Genomic DNA, 18,472 nt, shown 5'->3' on the forward strand with positions numbered 1-18,472 from the left:
CAACGCACGCGGCACAAAGCATCTACCCAGACACCGACCATCCAACCAAGGAGCGATCCCAATGCTGCAATCCCGTGAAGGCCAACGCGTCCCCAATGTCACGTTCCGCGTCCGCGAGAACAATGAATGGAAGAACCTGAACACCGCGGAGCTGTTCGACAACAAGACCGTCGTGGTCTTCTCGCTGCCCGGCGCGTTCACCCCGACCTGCTCGTCGACCCACCTGCCGCGCTACAACGAGCTCGCACCGGTTTTCGCCAGGCATGGCGTCGATGCGATCCTGTGCGTCTCGGTCAATGACACCTTCGTGATGAACGAGTGGGCCAAGGACCAGGAATCCGAGAACATCGTGATGATCCCCGACGGCAACGGCGAATTCACCGACGGCATGGGCATGCTGGTGGACAAGACCGACCTCGGCTTCGGCAAGCGCAGCTGGCGCTATTCGATGCTGGTCAAGAACGGCGTGGTCGACAAGATGTTCATCGAGCCGGAAGAGCCGGGCGACCCGTTCAAGGTTTCCGACGCCGACACGATGCTGGCCTATGTCGCTCCGAACGCCAAAAAGCCCGACCAGGTCGTGGTGTTCTCGAAGGAAGGCTGCCCGTTCTGCGCGAAGGCCAAGCAGCTGCTGGCGGACAACGGCTACCAGTACGTCGACGTGCCGCTGGAACACAAGATCCGCGGCAAGGTGCTCGGCGCGGTGTCCGGCACGATGACCGCTCCGCAGGTGTTCATCAACGGCAAGCTGATCGGCGGCGCCGAGCAGGTCGAGCAGTATCTGGCCGCCTGATTTTCCGCAGCGCCTTTTTTCCCGATTCCACTGATTTGTCCGTGGCGCGGTCCGGCAGTCGCCGGACCCGATGGCGGCGTGCCGCCCTCGGGTCCGTGGATTGAACCGCCCCGAATACAACGATCGTCTCTCCAACAGGAATTTCGCCATGCAAACCATCGACACCGACATCGCCGTGATCGGCGCAGGCACCGCCGGCCTCGCCGCCTATCGCGCCGCCAGGGCCGCCGGCAAGCGCGCCGTGATCATCGAGGGCGGGGAATACGGCACCACCTGTGCCCGCGTGGGTTGCATGCCGTCGAAGCTGCTGATCGCGGCGGCCGAGGCCGCGCACGAACTGCGCCATACCGCGCCGTTTGGCGTCCATGTCGATGGACAGATCCGCATCGATGGCCGCGAGGTGATGGACCGGGTGCGGCGCGAGCGCGATCGCTTTGTCGGCTTCGTCGTTCGCGGCGTCGACAATATTCCGGAGCAGGACCGCCTGCGCGGCTACGCCCGTTTCATCGACAACACGGTGCTGCAAGTCGGCGACGGCGCCAGCGGGACCGTGGTCCGCGCCAGCCGCGTGGTGATCGCCACCGGCTCGAGCCCCGCCGTGCCCGCGCCGTTCCGCGTGTTCGGCGACCGGCTGGTGGTCAACGACGACGTCTTCGACTGGCAGGACCTGCCGCGCCGCGTGGCGGTGTTCGGTCCCGGCGTGATCGGCCTCGAGCTGGGCCAGGCGCTGTCGCGATTGGGCGTGCACGTGCGCGTGTTCGGCGTGCGTGGCGGTGTCGGCCCGCTGACCGACCCGGCGATTCGCGCCTACGCCGCCCAGGCCTTCCAGCAGGAGTTCTATCTGGACCCGGATGCCAACGTCACCGACATGGCGCGCGAAGGCGACGAGGCCGTGATCTCGTTCATCGACCGCGATGGCAACGCGGTGACCGAGCGCTTCGATTATGTGCTGGCCGCCACCGGCCGCCAGCCGAATGTCCGTCATCTGGGCCTGGAAAACACCGGCCTGGAGCTCGACGCCCGCGGCGTGCCGGTATTCGACCCGGCCACGCTGCAGTGCGGCTCGGCGCCGATCTTCATCGCCGGCGACGCCAACGACGTACTGCCGCTGCTGCACGAGGCCGCCGACGAAGGCAAGAGCGCGGGCGAAAACGCCGCCAGCTGGCCGCGGGTTTCCCCGGTGCCGCGCCGCGCGCCGATCGCGGTGGTGTTCTCCGACCCGCAATTGGCGATGGTCGGCCAGCGCCATGCCGACCTGCCGGCGGACGGCTTCGTCACCGGGGAGGTCAGCTTCGAGGACCAGGGGCGCAGCCGCGTGATGCTGAAGAATCGCGGACTGATGCATGTCTATGCCGACAAGGCGAGCGGCCGTTTCCTCGGTGCGGAATGGATCGGCCCCCGCGCCGAACATATCGCGCATCTGCTGGCATGGGCATATCAACAGCAATTGACGATCGATCAGATGCTGGCGATGCCGTTCTATCACCCCGTGATCGAAGAGGGCTTGCGCACCGCGTTGCGCGATGCACAAGCCAAACTGCGGGCCTGAGCCGGGTAAATGCCGCCGTGGCGGCATTCCTTGTCATTGCCGTTATGCGTGTTGCCGCGCATCCCCGCCTCGACATCGCAGGTGTGCGGATTATTATGTAATTGCCGAATATTGTGATTCTGTCTTATTGGATTACATTTTTTATGGTGACGCGAACATAACCGTGAGCTAGCATAACGGCACCCTACAACTGGCAAGGAATGACGATGGCGACTTACAAACAATTGCTGGCAGAAAAGGAAAAACTCGAAGCGCAACTCGAGGAAGCCAGGCAAACCGAAGTGGCGACGGTGATCGCCCAGATCCAGCAACTGATGGAGGATTACGGTTTGACGGCCGAGGACCTCGCGCCGCGCCGCCGTGGCCGTCCTCGCAAATCGGCAGCCCGTTCCGGTACGCCGGCCCCGGCCAAATATCGCGATCCGAAGACCGGCAAGACCTGGTCCGGCCGCGGCCGCGCACCGGCATGGCTGGGCAAGAATCGGGATCGTTTCCTGATTACCGAGTAAGGTGGTGCGTGCAAGGCCGTGCGTGATTGCAATTCGCGAACGGTAATGCGCCGAATGGCAATATCCGGCCCGACCGATGTCCTGCCAGGGGACGCGATTGACGCGATTTGCCGCCGTGCTGCGCAGGATTCCGTGCGATAGCCGGTCCCGCGGGCGCTGCATACCCTTCCGTTTTTGCGGGAATTCCCGTTTTTTGCACAGTTGAGCCAAGCCCGCTTGCAACAAGACATTGACAAGACAATGCGCAAGCCATTGACGGCGCTCAATTAAGTATTTTCTTACAATCGAGCCGATCCTCCGTATTGCGACGGGTCAACGCAATACGGGCCGGCCGCCGCCGAATTGCCGAAACGATAACGGTAACGGCGCGCGGCGCATCGAAACGCTCGCCTCGCGCCAATACAATGTCCCGTGCCGCTTCGGTGCGATCGTCCGTTTCGCAGGTCAGCCATACCGATCCTTGCAGGCATAGCACGGTGTATCCTTGGCCGATCACCAGCCGAAGCGGCTCGGAGCCGATTCTGTCAACGCGAGCAATACGATCGATCCGGTCAATTCGGACAATGCCGTCGGGTCCGGCGAATGCATGCATGGCGATCTCCGTGCGTGCCCAGTAGCGGTGGGGCGCCATGTCATTGTGGTCGCACGTCCGATAGCCTGGCCGGATGTTTCGTCATCCCCGGCATTCCGGCGCATCATGACCGGCGCCAATGACGACCCCAGCGCTACCATGACCGCGCATATCCGCATCAACCAGCCATGACGAAGATCAGTCCGGCCGCTTCGCAAGCGCTGCGCGCGATGTCCCTCGACGCGCTGCGCGGATTCGACAGCGCGGCCCGCCATCTGAGCTTTACCGCGGCGGCCGACGAGCTGTGCCTGACGCAGTCGGCCATCAGCAAGCAGATCAAGAGCCTGGAGGACGCGCTCGGTGTGCCGCTGTTCCTGCGCGGCGCCAAGGGGCTGTCGCTGACGCCCGAGGGGCGTCTGCTGCAGCAGGCCGCCCGGGAGGCGATCGAACAGCTGGCCGGCATGGTCGAACGCCTGATCGCACCGGAGCGCGGCGCGATCTCGGTGACCACCACGCCGTCGTTCGCCTCGCTTTGGCTGGTGCCGCGACTGGCACGGTTCCAGGCGGAGGCGCCCGATATCGACGTCCGCATCGACGCCTCGGAGGCGGTCGCCAATCTGGACCGGGACGGCTTCGATCTGGCCATCCGGCTGAGCCCGCCCGGACAGGCCGCCACGGCGCTGCTGCGGGAGAGGCTGATGCTGGTCGCCGCGCCGCAGGTCGCCGCGCGCATCCGTCGCGCCGCCGATATTCGCGGCGCGACGCTGCTGGTCTATCACGATCCCAATGCGCGCTTTGGCTGGATGTCCTGGGGCGAGTGGTATCGGCGGCTCGGGCTGACGGCCGCCGCCAGTCAGCCCTGCCTGTATTTCTCGCGCTACGAGCACGTCGTCGCCGCGGCCGCGGAAGGGGCGGGCATTGCAATCGGCCGCACTCCGCTGATCCTGCCGCTGCTGGCTGGCGGCGAATTGCAGGTGGTACTGCCGGAGTTCGGCCTGGACGGCATGGAATATCGGATCGTGATCGCGGACCATGCAAAGACACGGCCCGCGGTGCACCGCTTCGAGGCGTGGTTGACGCGCGAACTGACGCGCGACGTCACCGGTTGACCAGAGGCCTTGCGGGCCCGAGCCGAAACCGGCAACGCCTGGCCATCAGAAGCGGTGGCGCACACCCACCCCGTAGTTGTTGCCGTGAGACAGGCCGCCGACCTTGTCGTAGTAATAGGCGACATAGACATCGGTGCGCTTGGACAGGTTGTAGTCGTAGGCCACCGCCGCGGTATTGCGCTCGATATCGGCGACCTCGTTCTTGATCTTGCCGTACGCATACGACAGCAGCAGGCTGCCGGCGCCGATCGGCACCGCCGCGCCGATCTGTCCGTTGCTGTGCTTGATGTCGCCGGTGGCGCTGTCGATATCCGATCGGATGTGCTGGCCCTGCACAAACAGCTTGACCACCTTGAAGTCGTAACTGAGGCCGGCCTGTACGGCGTTCTGCTTGCGAAAGCCGACCATCGCGGCGGGCGACGTCACGTCTCCCGGCGTGTTGTTGAACTTGACCTGCTGGAACGCGACGGTAGCGGCAAACGGCCCGTTGAAATACAGCACGTTGCCGCCCCACTTGTTCTTGCCGTTGTCGCCGGCCTGCTCCCCGAAGGCGTAGATCGCATTGAAGCTGAGCCCGCCGAACTTCGGCGACGAATAGACCAGCGAATTGCTCCACCCTGAATCGCCGACGATGCCCGGATCGTAGACCGTGCCGCCATTGCTGGCGACATAGGTGTGGAAGATCGTGGGCGAGAAATGGTACGAATCGACCAGCGGATTGAACAGGATCGTCGACAGGAAATAGGGGGTGGTATTGCGGCCAAGGCGGATGGTACCGGCCGATTCGCTCTGCAGCCCGACATAGGCGCTGCGCGTGAACATGCCATCGGCGTCGAACCGGCCCGCGCGGCCGCCGTCGGCCCGGTAGAAGCCATTCAGATCGAAGATTGCCTTCAGGCCGTTGCCAAGGTCCTCGGTGCCCTTGATGCCCCAATACGACGTCTGCATGCCGCCGGCGCCCAGCACATAGGCGCGATCGCCGCCGACCGCCTTGTTGCTGCCGACGTAGGTGTCGACCTGGCCGTACAGCGTCACGCTGGACTGCGCCAGCGCGCCCCCGCTTGCCAATGCCGCCATTGCGGCTGCCATCGCGGCCACCTGCACGCGTGCCGGCCTGAATTTCGTTGTTGTCATGCGAACCTCCATCGTTGACCCTGATTTCTCTCGTGCTGCCTTCTATTGAGGCGTTGTTGTCGTGATGTCCCGATCGGCTGGCTCGGCCGAATTGACGGGGCGTTCGGATCAGTGTGCGGAATTCGGCCGGGACCGACCACCATCATTTTTCGTGCGACGCGAGCACAAAATGTGTGCGGTGGCGGCGCGACGAATGCGGGGCCGGACGGTGGCGCGAACGGCGTCGAGCCGCTACGCGGCCAACGTCAGCGGCGGGTGCAGCGCGCCGATGGCGGTCTTCAGATGTTCGGCGAATGCGGCGGCGGCGGGCGGCAGCGCGCGGCCCTTGCGCGTGGCCAGCACAAGCCGGCCGAGCGCCAGTTCGGGATCGGCCAGCGGCACCGCGGTCAGCGTGCCCTGCCGCGTTTCGCGCAGCGTGCCGGCATGGAACTGGAAGCAGATCGCATCGGTCTGCCGGACGAAACCCTTCAGCGTCTCGACCGTGGTCGCCTCGAGCATCACCGACAGATGCAGCCGATTGCGCGCGGCTATGGCCTCGATCAGCCGGCGGCTGGCAAAGTTGGCCGGCCCGAGGGCGACCGGAAACGCCGCGCAGTCGACCAGCCGCAGCGTGCGCCGTGCGGCGAGCGGATGGTCGGGCCGCATCATCGCGCAGAACGGCTGTGGCGCCGCCGCGAGCTCCTGCAGCAGTGGACTGGCAGGCGGATCGTGCGCGAGCAGCAGATCGGCCTCGTCCCGCTTCAGCGCCTCCATCAACGCCTCGGTGCCGCCGATCTCCACATGGAATTGCACGCCGCGATGGCGCGTCTGATAGCGGCCGATCGCACCGGGCAGGAAATCGGTCGCCACCGACTCCGCCGAGGCGATCCGCACGGAACCGCGCACCAGCCCGCGCAACTGCGCCATCTGTGCCGCCGCGGCGTCCAGATCGGCCAGACTGCGCCGGATGGTGGCCACCAGCACTTCGCCGGCCGACGTCAGCCGCACGCCACGCGGCAGCCGTTCGAACAGCGGCGTGCCGATCTGCTGTTCGACCTCGAGAATCTTGCGGTTCAGCGCGGTCGACGCGACATGCAGCTGCTCGGCTGCCTTGCGGATCGAGCCGCAGCGAGCGACGGTGTCGAGATACAGATAGACGCGGGGAGGATGGAGCATCGGCTTGGGCAGCGGCAGCAGGAATCGGAACGATCACTGCCTAGCAAGGATCGTGCGCAGCTTGTGCTCCTGCGGACAACACGGAGGTGGGGGCCCTGCGCTGGCCGAACGCCTCTTCGCGTCCTATTGTGGGACGTGGTTGGGTCGGTCCGGACGTATCCGGGGCGGCCCGTGTCCTGTAACAACACCGACGGAGCGCATGGCTATGCAGAAGATTGGATCGGCAAGGTGGCAAGGCGGCATCAAGGACGGCGGCGGCACGATTTCGACGCAGAGCGGCGTGCTCAAGGATGCGCCATACGGCTTCAAGGCACGCTTCGAGGGCGGTCCCGGCACCAATCCGGAAGAACTGATCGGCGCCGCGCATGCCGGCTGCTTTTCGATGGCCCTGTCGCTGATCCTCGGCGAGGCGGGCATGGTGCCGGACAGCATCGACACGAAGGCCACGGTGACGCTGGAGAAGGACGGCGGCGGCTTCAGTATCACGGCCATCCATCTTGACGTGGCGGTGCGCATCCCCGGCGCGGACCAGGCCGCCTTCGACAAGTGCGCGCAGACCGCCAAGGAGAACTGCCCGGTGTCCAAGCTGATGAAGGCACCGATCACGATGAATGCCACCCTGAATGCCTGAGTACCGGATCGCCGCCGTGCCGCGCCCAGGCGGCCCGGCGGCGAGATTTCCCGGGAACCGGGCGCGCAATGCGCTTTCTATAATGGACAGGGCGCAGCGCCCCGCCATCCGGCGCTGCTGCCCGCCACCTCAGGAGGCAACATCATGCAGAGCAGCGAAGCGGTGCTCACGCAGGCCCGCGCGGCACTGGCCAATCTGCCGTTCCACGGCCAGCATCTCCATCCCACCATCAATTTGCGCCTGTCCGACGGCGCACTGATTCTCGAGGGCGACGTCCCGGATATCGTCGCCAAGACACGAGCCGCGGCCCGGATGCGCAAGATCGACGGCGTATCGTGCGTGATCGACCATCTGCGCGTGGCCAACGGTGCCGCGCCCGCCGGCGATGGCGAACTGCGCAACGCGGTCTGCGAGCGGCTGCTGCAGGCCGTGGATTTCCGCAGTTGCAAGATCTGCGTGCATGCCAAGGGCCGCCTGGAAACGCTGCGCGAGGCGGTCGGCGAGCGCAGCGGCTGGATCGAGGTCAATACGGTCGATGGCATCGTGACGCTGCGCGGACAGGTGATCAGCCTGTCCCATATGCGGCTCGCCGGCGTGCTGGCCTGGTGGTCCCCCGGCTGCCAGTGCGTGGTCAATGAACTCGAGATCGCGCCCGCCGAGCGCGACAACGACGAGGAGATCACCGAGGCGCTGCGTCTGGTGCTCGAGTCGGATCCGCTGGTCAATGCGGACCAGATCTCCATTCGCACCGAGAACCGCGTGGTCACGCTGGAGGGTTATGCGGGCGAAGGCGCACGCCGCCAGGCCGAGCGCGATGCCTGGTATCTGCACGGCGTCGAGGAGGTCATCAACCGGATCGAGCGCCGGCCCGACGCCGTCTGAACGCACGCAAGACGCGGCGCAAGGGCTCGCCTTGTTGCCGTTTCCGGCCCCGGTCCGTCGTCAGGCAGCGGATCCTTCGCGCAGCCCGTCCTCCACGCGCCAGTAACGGCGCCGCGCCCGCAACGCATAGCGGGCGCGATAGTCCGACATCGACATTCCCGTCGCGCGCTGGAACAGCCGCCGGAAGGTCGCCGCATCGCTGTAGCCGCACGCTTCGGCGACCGCCTGCGTGCCGTGCAGCGAGACCTCCAGCAGCGTCTTCGCACGCTCGATCCGCAGCGCATGCAGGTAGGCCAGCGGCGTCATGCCGGTAACCTGGCGGAAATGCCGCAGCAAGGTCCGCTCGCTGACCGCGGCTGCGCGCGCCACGTCGGCCAGCCGGTATGGCGCGCCGATATGGTCCCGCAGCCAGCGCCTGGCGCGGAATACCGGGCTGTCGGCGGTCGGGGTGAGCCAGCGTTGCGTCGTCAGCGCCGGCGTCAGCAGCTGGCGTTCGGCCTGCAACAGCAGTACGCGGGCACTGGCCTGGGCCAGATCGGGATCGTGCAGATGGCCGAGCACGCGCAGCATGAATTCGGTCTGCAGGGCCGGCGCCACGCTGTGGAAGACGCGACCGTGCACGCCCATCGGTTCGTCGTGGGTGAAGTCGCACAGCTGATAGCGGCGCGCCATCCAGCTCTGGTAAAGCCACGGCGCGCCGATGCGGGCGCCGTCAAGCAGTCCCAGTTCGGCTGCATAGGCGATGCCGTTGAAGGATGCCGCGATCCAGCCGCCCGCCTGCGCATGCCGCTCCACCAGCTTGAGCACAGGGCGTTGCTGTTCGAACAGCTCGCCCAGATGCGGCGCGTTGCGCGCCATGACGCCCGGAATCACCAGCAGTGAATGGGCTTCGCCATGCTTGTCGGCGCTGCGGTGCGCGCGCGGGCGCCGGCGTGACCGTGCGAGCCCCGGCACCGGCATCGCCAACGCCCGACCCGTTTCGCCGATCACCTGCCAGCTGAGCCCGCAGTCGCGGCCGGGGCGCTGCAATTGCGCGATGCCGCTGGCCGTGCGCAGGACGTCGAGCGCGGCGAACAGCAAGCCCGGCATGGCATGGGGCAGCCACAGCAGCCGCACATGCAGCGCCGGCGCGAGGCGGTCCGGCGCCGGCACCGGGTCCAGTCCGGGGTAATTCGGTGCGGACACGTCGTCGTCGGGGCAGGGGAGAGGCGGCGCGGACATGGCGGGATCGACATCGGAAATGGCGATATTGGTCCTCCCCGATGCGGCGGACAAGCCCTAGCATCCCGGATTGACTCCCGGCACAAGGCGGCCCTTGCCGCCAACAACATTCCCTTCCGGGCCTTTACCTCAGGAGACTTCATGCAGCCACGCCTGCAACCCGCCGTACGCCGCCTCGCCACGGCCGTCCTGCTCGTATGCGCCGCCGCTGGCACGGCCACCTTCGCCGGCCTCGCCCACGCCGCGCCCGATGCGACGCTGCTCGAAGCAGCGCGCGCCGCGCAGCCGAAGGTGATCGAATCGCTCAAGGAGATGGTGTCGATCGAATCGGGCAGCCGCAACGCGGCCGGATTGGCGCAGATGGCGGCGTATGCCGAAAAGCGGCTGGCGGCGCTGGGCGCAACCACCGAGCGCGTCAAGCCGAAAAGCGGGGACAGTCCGATCGTCAAAGGTACGCTGACGGGCAACGGCAAGGCGCGCATCATGCTGATCGCGCATATGGACACGATCTATCCGCCCAATACGCTGGCCACGCAGCCGATCCGTCAGGATGGCAACAAGCTGTACGGGCCGGGCATCGCCGATGACAAGGGCGGCATCGCGGTGATCCTGCACGCGCTGGAAATCCTGCAGGCGCGCGGCTGGCGCGACTACGCGCGGATCACGGTGCTGCTGAACGCGGACGAGGAGATCGGGTCCGATGGCTCGGGCGAGCTGATCGCCGCGCTGGGCGAGCAGCACGACGTCGTGCTGTCGTGTGAGCCGACCGCGGCCAAGGCCGTGGTCAAGGCCGAGGCGCTGCTGCTTGGCGCCAGCGGCACCGCCAGTGCGACGATGGAGGTCAAGGGACGCGCGGCGCATGCCGGCGCCGCGCCCGAGCACGGCCGCAACGCGCTGCTCGAGCTTGCGTACCAGCTGCAGCAGACGCGCGATATCGCCAAGTCGGTTCCCGGCACGCAGCTGAACTGGACCGGCGCGCAGGCCGGCGTCGTGCGCAACCAGATCCCCGAGGTCGCGGTGGCGACCGCCGACGTGCGCACCACCGTCAAGGACGGCCCGCAACAGCTGAAGGCCGCGCTCGAGCGCAAGGTCGCCGAGAACCGGCTGATTCCCGATACGCACACCACGGTGTCGATGGAAGAGGGCCGTCCGCCCTTCGTCGTCAACGAAAAGGGCCGCGCGCTGGCCAAGCGGGCGCAGCAGATCTACGCCGAACTGGACGGCCGTCAGCTTGCGCTGGCGGAAGGAACCGGCGGCGGCACCGACGCGGGCTACGCCGCGCTGTCGGGCAAGCCCGCGGTGGTCGAGAGTTTTGGACTGGCCGGCTTCGGCTACCACGCGCGAGACGAGTACATCGAAATCGACTCGATCGTGCCGCGGCTGTATCTGATGACGCGCATGCTGCAGGAGATCGGCAAGCAATAGCGCGGCAGTCTTCCACGGCATTGCCGTTTCGCAGTCGTTCCGTTCAAAACGCGCGCCATAGCTTTTTTCAAATGCGCCCGCCGGCCAAAACCGGCGGGCGCATTTTTTTGCGCAACGCTGCGCAAGCCGCCAACGCAAGTTTTGCAAGGCGTGCAGGGATTGTCTGTCGGATTCACAACGTGGGCACGCGCTGGCGCGGAATCGGATCGGCACGGCCGTTGCTAGAGCTACAGACGCGTCGCCGGCGGCTCGCCGTACGGCGTTTTCCGCTCACCCCACAATGGAGTTTCCATGGACACCTTGACCGATCTGCTGGATGCCAAGGGCTGCCCGCTGGGCCAGCAACATTTCACTTGGAAGGACCTGGTCCAGGCGCCGATCAGCAAGCTGGACGACGACGCATTTACCCGCGTCCGGATCATTTTGATGAATGGCATCGAATCCGATGCGCTGCGGCTCAAGCACATCATGTCCCGCTGCAATCGGGAATTGCGGATTCCGCTCGCGCAAATCCGCCGCGTCGAGCATCACCAGGCCACGATGATCAACTGGCTGATCGGCGCCGATCATTCCCCGCTGGAAACCACGATCGCCTACGAGCAGGTGGCCATCGAGGTCACCGCGGCGGTCGCGCAGACCGAGCCCGATCCGTACCAGGCGCAGGCCTATCGCTTCGGCCTGCTCGAGGACTTCGATCACCTGTACCGCTATAGCGCCCTGCTCGACCGGCTCGAAGGCAAGGACGCGAACTCGATCACGCAGGGCCATACCGACATCGTGCCGGGACGCTCGACCTGGGTCGAACACCGCGCGCCGCAGGACGATGTGCGCGAGAGCTACGACCGCGCCAACGCCGCGTTGATCACCAAGATCCACGCCGCGATGATTACCGCGGCCGAGTACCAGACCCACGACTACTACATGAACATCGGGCCGCTGTTCACCGACCCGCTGGCGCGACAGTTGTACGCCGAGATCGCTTCGATCGAGGAACAGCACGTGACCCAGTATGGCTCGCTGATGGACCCCGACGAAAGCCTGATCGAGAAATGGGTGATCCACGAAGCGATGGAGGCTTACAACTACTACAGCTGCGTGCAGCAGGAGAGCAACCCGCGCATCAAGGCGATCTGGGAACGCTTCCTCGACTACGAGCTGGGCCATCTGCATGTCGCGTGCGAAATGCTCAAGCGCCATGAGAATCGCGACCCGGCCGAGATTCTCGCGGGCCCGCTGCCCAAGCCGATCGACTTCGCCAGCCAGCGCGATTTCGTGCGCAAGGTGCTCGCGGACGAGGTGGACCTGCGTGCCAACGGCATGGACTTCGTGCCGCTCGACAAGGACAGCCCCGCGTCGATCGAATACCGCCGCGTGATGAACGCCGACGGCTCGCCGTCGCAGCTGGTATCCGCCGGCTATGTGTGGACGCCCGGCACCGAACTGGCCCGGATGCACACCGCCGCCTGAGGCGATCGCTGAAGCCGCCAACAGGCCATCACGCTGAACAAGCGGACTGGACAACTGAAATCGGAGAGAACGCATGCAACAGACTACCCAGATGGGCGTCAACCGTACCGGCGCGCAGATGTCGCCGATCGACACCGAGACCATGGAGCGTTATGCCGACAACATGGGACCGGACAGCGGTATCGACGATATGAACGTACCGGCCGAATCGCAGCCGGCCGCGGAGATGCGCGCCCAATATATCGACGAGGCAGACCCGGTCGGTTCGGTGCCGCTGCCCGGTACGCTCAAGGGCGCGATGAGCACGACGATGGACAAGCTGACCGGCAATCGTCCCGAGGTGCTGATCGACAAGCTAGGCGAGCGCCTGGCGTTCGAACGCACCGGCACGCGCCTCTACGAGCTGATGATCGCCAAGTGCAAAGAGATGGATACCAGCGCGGTCGATCCCGACGTGCTCGGCACGCTGATGCATTTCCATGATGAAGAGGCCGAGCACTTCGCGATGGTCGACGAGACCATGCGGGCGATCGGCGCAGACCCGACGGCGGTCACGCCTTGCGCCGACGTGGCGGGCGTCACCGCGATGGGAGTGCTGCAGACCATCGCCGATCCTCGCACGAACTTCGCGCAGTGCCTCAATGCGCTGCTGACCGCGGAAATGACCGACAACGCCGGTTGGGAACTGCTGATCAAGCTCGCGACCGAGACCGGCCATACCGAGATGGCACAGAAGTTCCAGCAGGCGCTGACGGAGGAGGAGCAGCATATGGGCACGATCCGGCAGTGGCTGGAGCGTGCAGTCATCACGGAAGCGACGTAAGACGAGGCGCACCAGCACCAGCACCAGCACCAGCACCAGCACCAGCACCAGCACCGGCGCCGGTTGCCGCGGCGAACCCGCGGCACCGCCGCCTCAAGGAGGGCGCATGAAAGAAATGTTCTATCGCGACCATCTGATCGCCGCGCACGCGGTGCCGGTCGGCGCCAGTTCGGGCGTGCGCTACGGCTACCAGGGCGAGATCCTGCCGGCCGGCGCGCGCGCGGCCACGACGCAGGAGGACTTGCCGGCGTCCTTCGCCTCCGATGTCGAGACGGCGTTCGACAACGCGGCCACCGCGATCGAGGCCTGCCTGCTCGAGGGCCGGCGGCTGATCGATATCCGGCTCGACGGCGCCGACACGCCGGCGGCATCGTCCGACCCGGCCCGGGCGCCTGGCTCGGGCAACAGCAACCAGAGGAGCATGCAATGACCCAGAAGCAGACCGACCAAGGCAAGAGCGGATCGAGCGGCAAGGGCGCCGCGCAGGGTGGCAAGGGCGGAGAAGGCGGACGCGAGGAGCCGAGCCCGATCGACGTGCAGAAGTCCCTGAAGGGCATCGACTTTCCCGCTACCAAGGACGACATCCTCTCGCGCGCCCGCGACGGCGGCGCCAGCGAAGAGATCATGGCCGAACTGGAGCAACTGCCCGAGCGCGACTACGATTCCCCGGCGGAGATCTCACGGGAGTTGGGCAAGCTGCATTGAAGCTGATGCGCTCGACGCGCGGCATGGGCGGTGGAGCGCGAAGGTGAAGCTCAGGTACACCTTCTGCTGCGACTTTTCGCAAAAGCGCGCTGCGGTCTTGCGGCGCGCTCATCGATTGTCTAGATTGGCCCGTCTACCGTGGAGGGGCCAGCATGCGCACGATCAACCTGGATGAAGCTTCCGCCGACTTGCCGCATCTCGTCGAGATGGCGGCGCAAGGGGAGTCGTTTGTCATCGCGAAAGGCGGCAAGCCAATGGTCAGGGTCGTTCCGGTCCAGGCCATCCATCGCTCCGGTGAAAAGCGGATCGGCATTCTGCAGGATCGGTTCAACGTTCCCGAGGATTTCGACCGGCTGTGCAGTGATGAAATCGAAGTACTCTTCACTGGCCGGATATGAAGCTGCTTTTCGATACGCATATCTTGCTGTGGGCGTTGATCAAGCCCGGACGTCTGCCGACCGGTGCGCGCCTGCTGATCGAAGACGAGTTCAATGAACCGGTGTTCAGCGCGGCAAGCATATGGGAGATCGCGATCAAGGCGTCTTTGTGTCGCCGCAGCTTCGATGTCGATCCCAGGATCATGCGGCGCGGTCTGCTCGAAAGCGGCTATCGAGAGTTGCCGATCATCTCCGAGCACGCCATAGTTTTAGAGGACCTGCCGCTGTTGCACAAGGATCCGTTCGATCGCGTGCTGGTTGCCCAGGCCATCGTGGAAGACATGGCCCTCATTACTGCGGATCCAGTGGTCGCACGTTATCCCGGCCCGGTGCGGCACGTGTGACACTGGACCGAAGAGAGGCCAGACGGGTCCTTACGACACCGCCTCCAACACCGGCGCCACTACCGGCCGCGGTCCGGGAAACGAATCGCGATAACCCATTTCCGGATCGCGCGCGAATATCTCGGCGGCCCAATCGACGAAGACGCGCACCTTGGCCGACAGGTTCCGGTTCTGCGGATACATGGCCGAGATCGGCATGACCTCTTCCTGCCAATCGCCCATGATTTCGACCAGTCGGCCGCTTTCCAGATACGGTTGCGCCATCACACGCGAGATGACGGCGATACCGTGTCCCTCCAGCGCGCAGCCGATATAGACTTCGGGGTCATTGGTCGAGATCGCCGATGGCAGCAGCAATTCGTGGCGCTCGTCGCCGCGCGTCAGAATCCATGGCATCTCGCGGCCGGTGCGCGTCGACAGATAATTGATTGCGCGATGCTGCATCAATTCTTCCGGCGTGGTCGGCGTGCCGTGCTGCTTCAAATAAATAGGCGAGGCGTAGAACGCCAGGCGCAATTGCCCGATGCGGCGCGCCACCATCGTATCGTCGACGGTATCGCCGACCCGAATGACCACGTCGACGCCTTCCTTCAGCAGATCGATCGGTTTGCCATTGATCGTCAGTTCGACCTTCAGGTCCGGATAGCGCGCGAAGAACTCATGCAGATTGGGCACCAAGGCCAGGCGCGCCAGCCCGCCGACCGTGTCGACCCGCAGCGTGCCGCGCGGGGTCTGGTTCTGATGCGTCAGCGATTGCTCGGCTTCGTCGACATCGGCCAGAATGCGGACGCACCGTTCGTAATAGGCGGCGCCTTCCGACGTCACGCTGATCCGGCGCGTGGTCCGGTGCAGCAGCTTGACGCCGAGATGCGTTTCCAGATTCTGGATCAGCCGGGTCAGCGTAGCCTTGGGCAAATCGAGCGATTCCGCCGCGCGCGCGAAACTACCGACATCGACGACGCGGGTAAAGGCTTGCATTGAGACGAAGCGGTCCATGGCGGCTGTCCAATAAGAAAGCCATAGCGAGCGGACAGTGCCGCGCGGCTGGCGAGGGCGAATGTTACTCACTCTGCGAGGCGTATGCACGGTAGGGTCTTTCATTGGCATAACCGCAACAGTGGAGCGGTTATTGGCCGAATGGGGACGATCTACCGGAACGAACTCGGGTCCGGCGCGATTATTCCATCCGCAGAATAGTGCGTTGGCAAACTGCGCCTTTATCCCGCCTACGTCAATCACCATAATTCGGTGCAACGCAACATGCAAACCATGCGTCGAGCCGTTTCCGGCGGCCGCGCAACGGAACCCAGACCATGACCAAGCCGACGCAAGATACCGCTTCCCAGCCCGCCCAGGCCGGCGCCGCGGCGCGCGTGGTGCGGCATGAGATCGCCAGCGGCGAGCGCACCATTGCTGTGCACGTGTGTTATCCCGCCGGATATCCGACCGCCTGGGCGCCGTCTCCGCTGCCATGGTTGCTCTATCTGCATGCCGGCAGCTTCGTCGACGGCGGCATCGAGAAGGCGGCCCATCTGACCCGCCAGCTTGCCGGCGCGGTGCCGGCGGTGGTGGTGGCGCCCGAATACTCGCTGGCTCCGGACCATCCGTTCCCGGCTGCACCGGAAGACGCCTTCAATACCGCCGAATGGGTATTGCGCCAGGCGCGCCGGCTCAAGGTCGACAAGATGCGTTTCTCGCTGGTCGGCGAGGAAGCCGGCGGCAATCTGGCGATTGCGGTGGCGCAGATGCTGCGCGATCGCGGTCTGCCGGCGCCGCGCGCGCAATGGCTGATCCGCCCGGTCACCGACCCCTGCCTGCAGCACGCCTCCTGCGCCGGCCAGGCGCACGTGCCGCTGGAAACGCTGCAGCGCATGGCGGTCTGCTATCGCGATTACCTGCCGACGCCCGCGGCGTCGGTCCATCCCTACGCCGCGCCGGCGCATGCGATGCGTCTGGCCGGCCTGCCGCCGACGCTGATCCAGGTGGCCGAGCTCGATGCCCTGCGGCCCGAAGGCGAGGCCTTCGGACGCAAGCTGCTCGACCGCGGCGTGGCGGCGGAAACCCGAATCATGCCCGGCGCTTGCGGCGCCGGTGTCGAAGCATCCCACGACCGATGTCAGGTATGGGTCGATGAAGGCGCGCGCTTTCTGCGAGAACGTTTCGCGGACAGCGACGAAGCCTCGCCACAGGCCGAACGCCGGCCGGCAGCCAAGCCTTCCGGTTGGGCGCCGTGACGTGCCCGCGGCCGCGCCGGTGCTGACACGCTAGCGCGGACCGCCATTCGAGAAGTCAGCCGCGTGTGAATGTCTCCGGACCCCGCGTCGGCGCCCCAGGGTTTGCATACCCGCAAGGCGTCGAACGGGCCCGGCGGGCGGCGTTCGTCCTTTTGCTTTTCCGGTTGAAGAAAACCCGAAACGGAGTGAAGAAATGAAGCTGCAATCCCGACGTAGCCTGATCGCCGTCGCCATCGTGATCGTGCTGGGCACCGGCCTGGCGACCACGGTGCTGCGCCCTTGGCATGCCGGCGAGGCACAAGCCGTGCCGAGCCCCGCCCCCAGCGCGGCCGCGGTTGATGTCGCCGCCGCCATCGGCAAGACCATCACCGAGTGGGACGAATTCTCGGGCCGCCTGGAGGCGATCGATCGCGTCGAGGTGCGGCCGCGCGTCGGCGGCACCATCGATGCGGTGCACTTCCGCGAAGGCGCGATGGTCAAGAAGGGCGATCTGCTGTTCACCATCGACCCGCGTCCGTACGCGGCCGAGGTGGCACGCGCCGAAGCCGCGCTGGCCGCCGCCCAGGTGCGCGCCAGCCATGCGCAGAGCGAGCAGGTGCGGGCGCAGCGGCTGCTGGACGACAACGCGATTTCGCGCCGCGAATTCGACGAACGGATCCACGCGGCGCGCGAGGCGAACGCCAACGTGCGCGCCGCGCAGGCGGCGCTCGATTCCGCCAGGCTGAACCTGGCCTACACCCGCATCACCTCGCCGGTGACCGGCCGCGTCTCGCGCGCCGAGATCACGGTGGGCAATCTGGTCGCGCCGGGCGCCAATTCCCCGGCGCTGACCACGGTGGTGTCGGTGTCGCCGGTGTACGCCAGCTTCGAGATCGACGAGCAGAGCTATCTGCGCTACACGGCGCCGGGCGCCGCGGGCGGCGCCAACGGCAAGGGCATGGCGGTCTATCTGGGCCTGGCCAACGAGGAAGGCCATCCGCACGAGGGCCGCATCCAGTCGGTCGACAACCGGCTCGATCCGCGCAGCGGCACGATCCGCGTACGGGCGGTGTTCGACAACCCGGACGGACGCCTGCTGCCGGGGTTGTACGCCAAGGTCAAGCTCGGCGGCAATGCGCCGCATGACGCGGTGCTGATCAACGACCGTGCGATCGGCACCGACCAGGGCAAGAAGTTCGTGCTGGTGGTCGACAAGGACAACAAGCTGAACTATCGCGAAGTCCAGATGGGGCCCAACTATGACGGTCTGCGCGTGATCCGGTCCGGCCTGAAGGCGGGCGAGGTCATCGTGGTCAATGGCCTGCAGCGCGTGCGGCCGGGCGACACCGTCGCGCCGACGCCGGTGCGCATGGCGCTCAAGCGCGAGCTCGAGCGTGGCAATGCCACCGAGAAGAGCGCGGACAACCAGCCCGAGCAGGCGAAGAAGGAGTCGGTCGGATGACGTTTGCCAGCCTGATCTTCTCGCCTCGCCCGCTTGCGGGGG

General features: G+C 65.9%; 20 protein-coding genes. 15 read left to right on the forward strand and 5 right to left on the reverse strand.

The window, feature by feature from the left end; genetic code table 11:
• Nucleotides 1-61: 61 nt before the first annotated feature.
• The 3 genes from FOB47_RS02105 to FOB47_RS02115 all read left to right on the forward strand — a co-directional run bounded on the left by FOB47_RS02105 (nucleotide 62) and on the right by FOB47_RS02115 (nucleotide 2,851).
• Nucleotides 62-793 (forward strand): glutathione peroxidase, encoded by a 732-nt coding sequence (locus FOB47_RS02105; protein WP_053824364.1) that lies wholly within the window; start codon nucleotides 62-64, stop codon nucleotides 791-793.
• Between the two features lie 148 nt (nucleotides 794-941).
• Nucleotides 942-2,342 carry a dihydrolipoyl dehydrogenase gene (locus FOB47_RS02110; RefSeq protein WP_174779802.1) on the forward strand — a complete coding sequence of 467 codons (1,401 nt, stop codon included), beginning with the start codon at nucleotides 942-944 and terminating at the stop codon, nucleotides 2,340-2,342.
• Nucleotides 2,343-2,548: 206 nt separating this feature from the next.
• Nucleotides 2,549-2,851, forward strand: a complete 303-nt coding sequence (locus FOB47_RS02115) for an H-NS histone family protein (protein WP_006575547.1) — start codon at nucleotides 2,549-2,551, stop codon at nucleotides 2,849-2,851.
• Between the two features lie 262 nt (nucleotides 2,852-3,113).
• On the opposite strand, the gene FOB47_RS02120 is transcribed toward FOB47_RS02115, so the two are convergent.
• Nucleotides 3,114-3,443: a DUF2917 domain-containing protein gene (locus tag FOB47_RS02120; RefSeq protein ID WP_158507307.1), complete on the reverse strand. Its 330-nt coding sequence runs from the start codon at nucleotides 3,441-3,443 to the stop codon at nucleotides 3,114-3,116.
• 167 nt (nucleotides 3,444-3,610) lie between these two features.
• Between FOB47_RS02120 and FOB47_RS02125 the strand changes: the two genes are divergently transcribed.
• A complete protein-coding gene (locus FOB47_RS02125) occupies nucleotides 3,611-4,531 on the forward strand; it encodes a LysR substrate-binding domain-containing protein (RefSeq protein WP_174779803.1) in 921 nt (306 codons plus the stop codon).
• A 45-nt stretch (nucleotides 4,532-4,576) separates the two neighbouring features.
• Here the strand turns inward: FOB47_RS02125 and FOB47_RS02130 are convergent, their stop codons facing one another.
• Together FOB47_RS02130 and FOB47_RS02135 are read right to left on the reverse strand one after the other, a co-directional pair.
• Nucleotides 4,577-5,665, reverse strand: a complete 1,089-nt coding sequence (locus FOB47_RS02130; RefSeq protein ID WP_174779804.1) for a porin — start codon at nucleotides 5,663-5,665, stop codon at nucleotides 4,577-4,579.
• Nucleotides 5,666-5,896: 231 nt separating this feature from the next.
• Nucleotides 5,897-6,820, reverse strand: a complete 924-nt coding sequence (locus FOB47_RS02135) for a LysR family transcriptional regulator (protein WP_053824360.1) — start codon at nucleotides 6,818-6,820, stop codon at nucleotides 5,897-5,899.
• Between the two features lie 205 nt (nucleotides 6,821-7,025).
• Here FOB47_RS02135 and FOB47_RS02140 point away from each other — a divergent pair, with 205 nt between their 5' ends.
• Both FOB47_RS02140 and FOB47_RS02145 read left to right on the forward strand, forming a co-directional pair.
• On the forward strand, nucleotides 7,026-7,451 hold the full coding sequence (locus FOB47_RS02140; RefSeq protein ID WP_053824359.1) for an OsmC family protein: 426 nt from the start codon (nucleotides 7,026-7,028) through the stop codon (nucleotides 7,449-7,451).
• Between the two features lie 144 nt (nucleotides 7,452-7,595).
• Nucleotides 7,596-8,333 (forward strand): BON domain-containing protein, encoded by a 738-nt coding sequence (locus FOB47_RS02145; RefSeq protein ID WP_053824358.1) that lies wholly within the window; start codon nucleotides 7,596-7,598, stop codon nucleotides 8,331-8,333.
• A gap of 60 nt (nucleotides 8,334-8,393) precedes the next feature.
• On the opposite strand, the gene FOB47_RS02150 is transcribed toward FOB47_RS02145, so the two are convergent.
• Nucleotides 8,394-9,554 carry a GlxA family transcriptional regulator gene (locus FOB47_RS02150; protein ID WP_390884821.1) on the reverse strand — a complete coding sequence of 387 codons (1,161 nt, stop codon included), beginning with the start codon at nucleotides 9,552-9,554 and terminating at the stop codon, nucleotides 8,394-8,396.
• Between the two features lie 153 nt (nucleotides 9,555-9,707).
• Between FOB47_RS02150 and FOB47_RS02155 the strand changes: the two genes are divergently transcribed.
• The 7 genes from FOB47_RS02155 to FOB47_RS02185 all read left to right on the forward strand — a co-directional run bounded on the left by FOB47_RS02155 (nucleotide 9,708) and on the right by FOB47_RS02185 (nucleotide 14,755).
• Entirely contained in the window at nucleotides 9,708-10,979 is a 1,272-nt protein-coding gene (locus tag FOB47_RS02155; RefSeq protein WP_174780823.1) for a M20/M25/M40 family metallo-hydrolase, read from the forward strand.
• Between the two features lie 291 nt (nucleotides 10,980-11,270).
• Nucleotides 11,271-12,446, forward strand: a complete 1,176-nt coding sequence (locus FOB47_RS02160; RefSeq protein WP_174779805.1) for a hypothetical protein — start codon at nucleotides 11,271-11,273, stop codon at nucleotides 12,444-12,446.
• 73 nt (nucleotides 12,447-12,519) lie between these two features.
• A complete protein-coding gene (locus FOB47_RS02165; protein WP_174779806.1) occupies nucleotides 12,520-13,269 on the forward strand; it encodes a DUF892 family protein in 750 nt (249 codons plus the stop codon).
• A 106-nt stretch (nucleotides 13,270-13,375) separates the two neighbouring features.
• The gene (locus tag FOB47_RS02170; protein WP_174779807.1) at nucleotides 13,376-13,699 is read left to right on the forward strand and encodes a hypothetical protein; all 324 of its coding nucleotides are present in this window, start codon (nucleotides 13,376-13,378) and stop codon (nucleotides 13,697-13,699) included.
• Entirely contained in the window at nucleotides 13,696-13,974 is a 279-nt protein-coding gene (locus tag FOB47_RS02175) for a DUF2795 domain-containing protein (RefSeq protein ID WP_174779808.1), read from the forward strand. Before FOB47_RS02170 ends, FOB47_RS02175 begins: the two co-directional genes overlap by 4 nt.
• 152 nt (nucleotides 13,975-14,126) lie before the next feature.
• Complete coding sequence (locus FOB47_RS02180; protein ID WP_174779809.1) at nucleotides 14,127-14,372, forward strand: type II toxin-antitoxin system Phd/YefM family antitoxin; 246 nt, start codon at nucleotides 14,127-14,129, stop codon at nucleotides 14,370-14,372.
• Nucleotides 14,369-14,755, forward strand: a complete 387-nt coding sequence (locus FOB47_RS02185) for a type II toxin-antitoxin system VapC family toxin (protein WP_174779810.1) — start codon at nucleotides 14,369-14,371, stop codon at nucleotides 14,753-14,755. The genes FOB47_RS02180 and FOB47_RS02185 overlap by 4 nt, the downstream gene beginning before the upstream one ends.
• Before the next feature lie 30 nt (nucleotides 14,756-14,785).
• Here FOB47_RS02185 and FOB47_RS02190 read toward each other — a convergent pair whose 3' ends face one another.
• Nucleotides 14,786-15,751: a LysR family transcriptional regulator gene (locus FOB47_RS02190; protein ID WP_053824353.1), complete on the reverse strand. Its 966-nt coding sequence runs from the start codon at nucleotides 15,749-15,751 to the stop codon at nucleotides 14,786-14,788.
• A gap of 317 nt (nucleotides 15,752-16,068) precedes the next feature.
• Here FOB47_RS02190 and FOB47_RS02195 point away from each other — a divergent pair, with 317 nt between their 5' ends.
• A complete protein-coding gene (locus tag FOB47_RS02195) occupies nucleotides 16,069-16,989 on the forward strand; it encodes an alpha/beta hydrolase (protein WP_053824352.1) in 921 nt (306 codons plus the stop codon).
• 193 nt (nucleotides 16,990-17,182) lie between these two features.
• Nucleotides 17,183-18,430 (forward strand): efflux RND transporter periplasmic adaptor subunit, encoded by a 1,248-nt coding sequence (locus FOB47_RS02200; RefSeq protein ID WP_006575563.1) that lies wholly within the window; start codon nucleotides 17,183-17,185, stop codon nucleotides 18,428-18,430.
• The last annotated feature ends 42 nt before the right edge of the window (nucleotides 18,431-18,472 follow it).

This window comes from Cupriavidus gilardii (assembly GCF_013347325.1).
In the GTDB taxonomy this organism is placed as follows: domain Bacteria; phylum Pseudomonadota; class Gammaproteobacteria; order Burkholderiales; family Burkholderiaceae; genus Cupriavidus; species Cupriavidus gilardii.

Bases quoted from the DNA above. Each gene is read 5' to 3' on its own strand.
- FOB47_RS02105 (WP_053824364.1), top strand. From the start codon at position 62: ATGCTGCAATCCCGTGAAGGCCAACGCGTCCCCAATGTCACGTTCCGC.
- FOB47_RS02110 (WP_174779802.1), top strand. From the start codon at position 942: ATGCAAACCATCGACACCGACATCGCCGTGATCGGCGCAGGCACCGCC.
- FOB47_RS02115 (WP_006575547.1), top strand. From the start codon at position 2,549: ATGGCGACTTACAAACAATTGCTGGCAGAAAAGGAAAAACTCGAAGCG.
- FOB47_RS02120 (WP_158507307.1), bottom strand. From the start codon at position 3,443: ATGCATGCATTCGCCGGACCCGACGGCATTGTCCGAATTGACCGGATC.
- FOB47_RS02125 (WP_174779803.1), top strand. From the start codon at position 3,611: ATGACGAAGATCAGTCCGGCCGCTTCGCAAGCGCTGCGCGCGATGTCC.
- FOB47_RS02130 (WP_174779804.1), bottom strand. From the start codon at position 5,665: ATGACAACAACGAAATTCAGGCCGGCACGCGTGCAGGTGGCCGCGATG.
- FOB47_RS02135 (WP_053824360.1), bottom strand. From the start codon at position 6,820: ATGCTCCATCCTCCCCGCGTCTATCTGTATCTCGACACCGTCGCTCGC.
- FOB47_RS02140 (WP_053824359.1), top strand. From the start codon at position 7,026: ATGCAGAAGATTGGATCGGCAAGGTGGCAAGGCGGCATCAAGGACGGC.
- FOB47_RS02145 (WP_053824358.1), top strand. From the start codon at position 7,596: ATGCAGAGCAGCGAAGCGGTGCTCACGCAGGCCCGCGCGGCACTGGCC.
- FOB47_RS02150 (WP_390884821.1), bottom strand. From the start codon at position 9,554: ATGTCCGCGCCGCCTCTCCCCTGCCCCGACGACGACGTGTCCGCACCG.
- FOB47_RS02160 (WP_174779805.1), top strand. From the start codon at position 11,271: ATGGACACCTTGACCGATCTGCTGGATGCCAAGGGCTGCCCGCTGGGC.
- FOB47_RS02165 (WP_174779806.1), top strand. From the start codon at position 12,520: ATGCAACAGACTACCCAGATGGGCGTCAACCGTACCGGCGCGCAGATG.
- FOB47_RS02170 (WP_174779807.1), top strand. From the start codon at position 13,376: ATGAAAGAAATGTTCTATCGCGACCATCTGATCGCCGCGCACGCGGTG.
- FOB47_RS02175 (WP_174779808.1), top strand. From the start codon at position 13,696: ATGACCCAGAAGCAGACCGACCAAGGCAAGAGCGGATCGAGCGGCAAG.
- FOB47_RS02180 (WP_174779809.1), top strand. From the start codon at position 14,127: ATGCGCACGATCAACCTGGATGAAGCTTCCGCCGACTTGCCGCATCTC.
- FOB47_RS02185 (WP_174779810.1), top strand. From the start codon at position 14,369: ATGAAGCTGCTTTTCGATACGCATATCTTGCTGTGGGCGTTGATCAAG.
- FOB47_RS02190 (WP_053824353.1), bottom strand. From the start codon at position 15,751: ATGGACCGCTTCGTCTCAATGCAAGCCTTTACCCGCGTCGTCGATGTC.
- FOB47_RS02195 (WP_053824352.1), top strand. From the start codon at position 16,069: ATGACCAAGCCGACGCAAGATACCGCTTCCCAGCCCGCCCAGGCCGGC.
- FOB47_RS02200 (WP_006575563.1), top strand. From the start codon at position 17,183: ATGAAGCTGCAATCCCGACGTAGCCTGATCGCCGTCGCCATCGTGATC.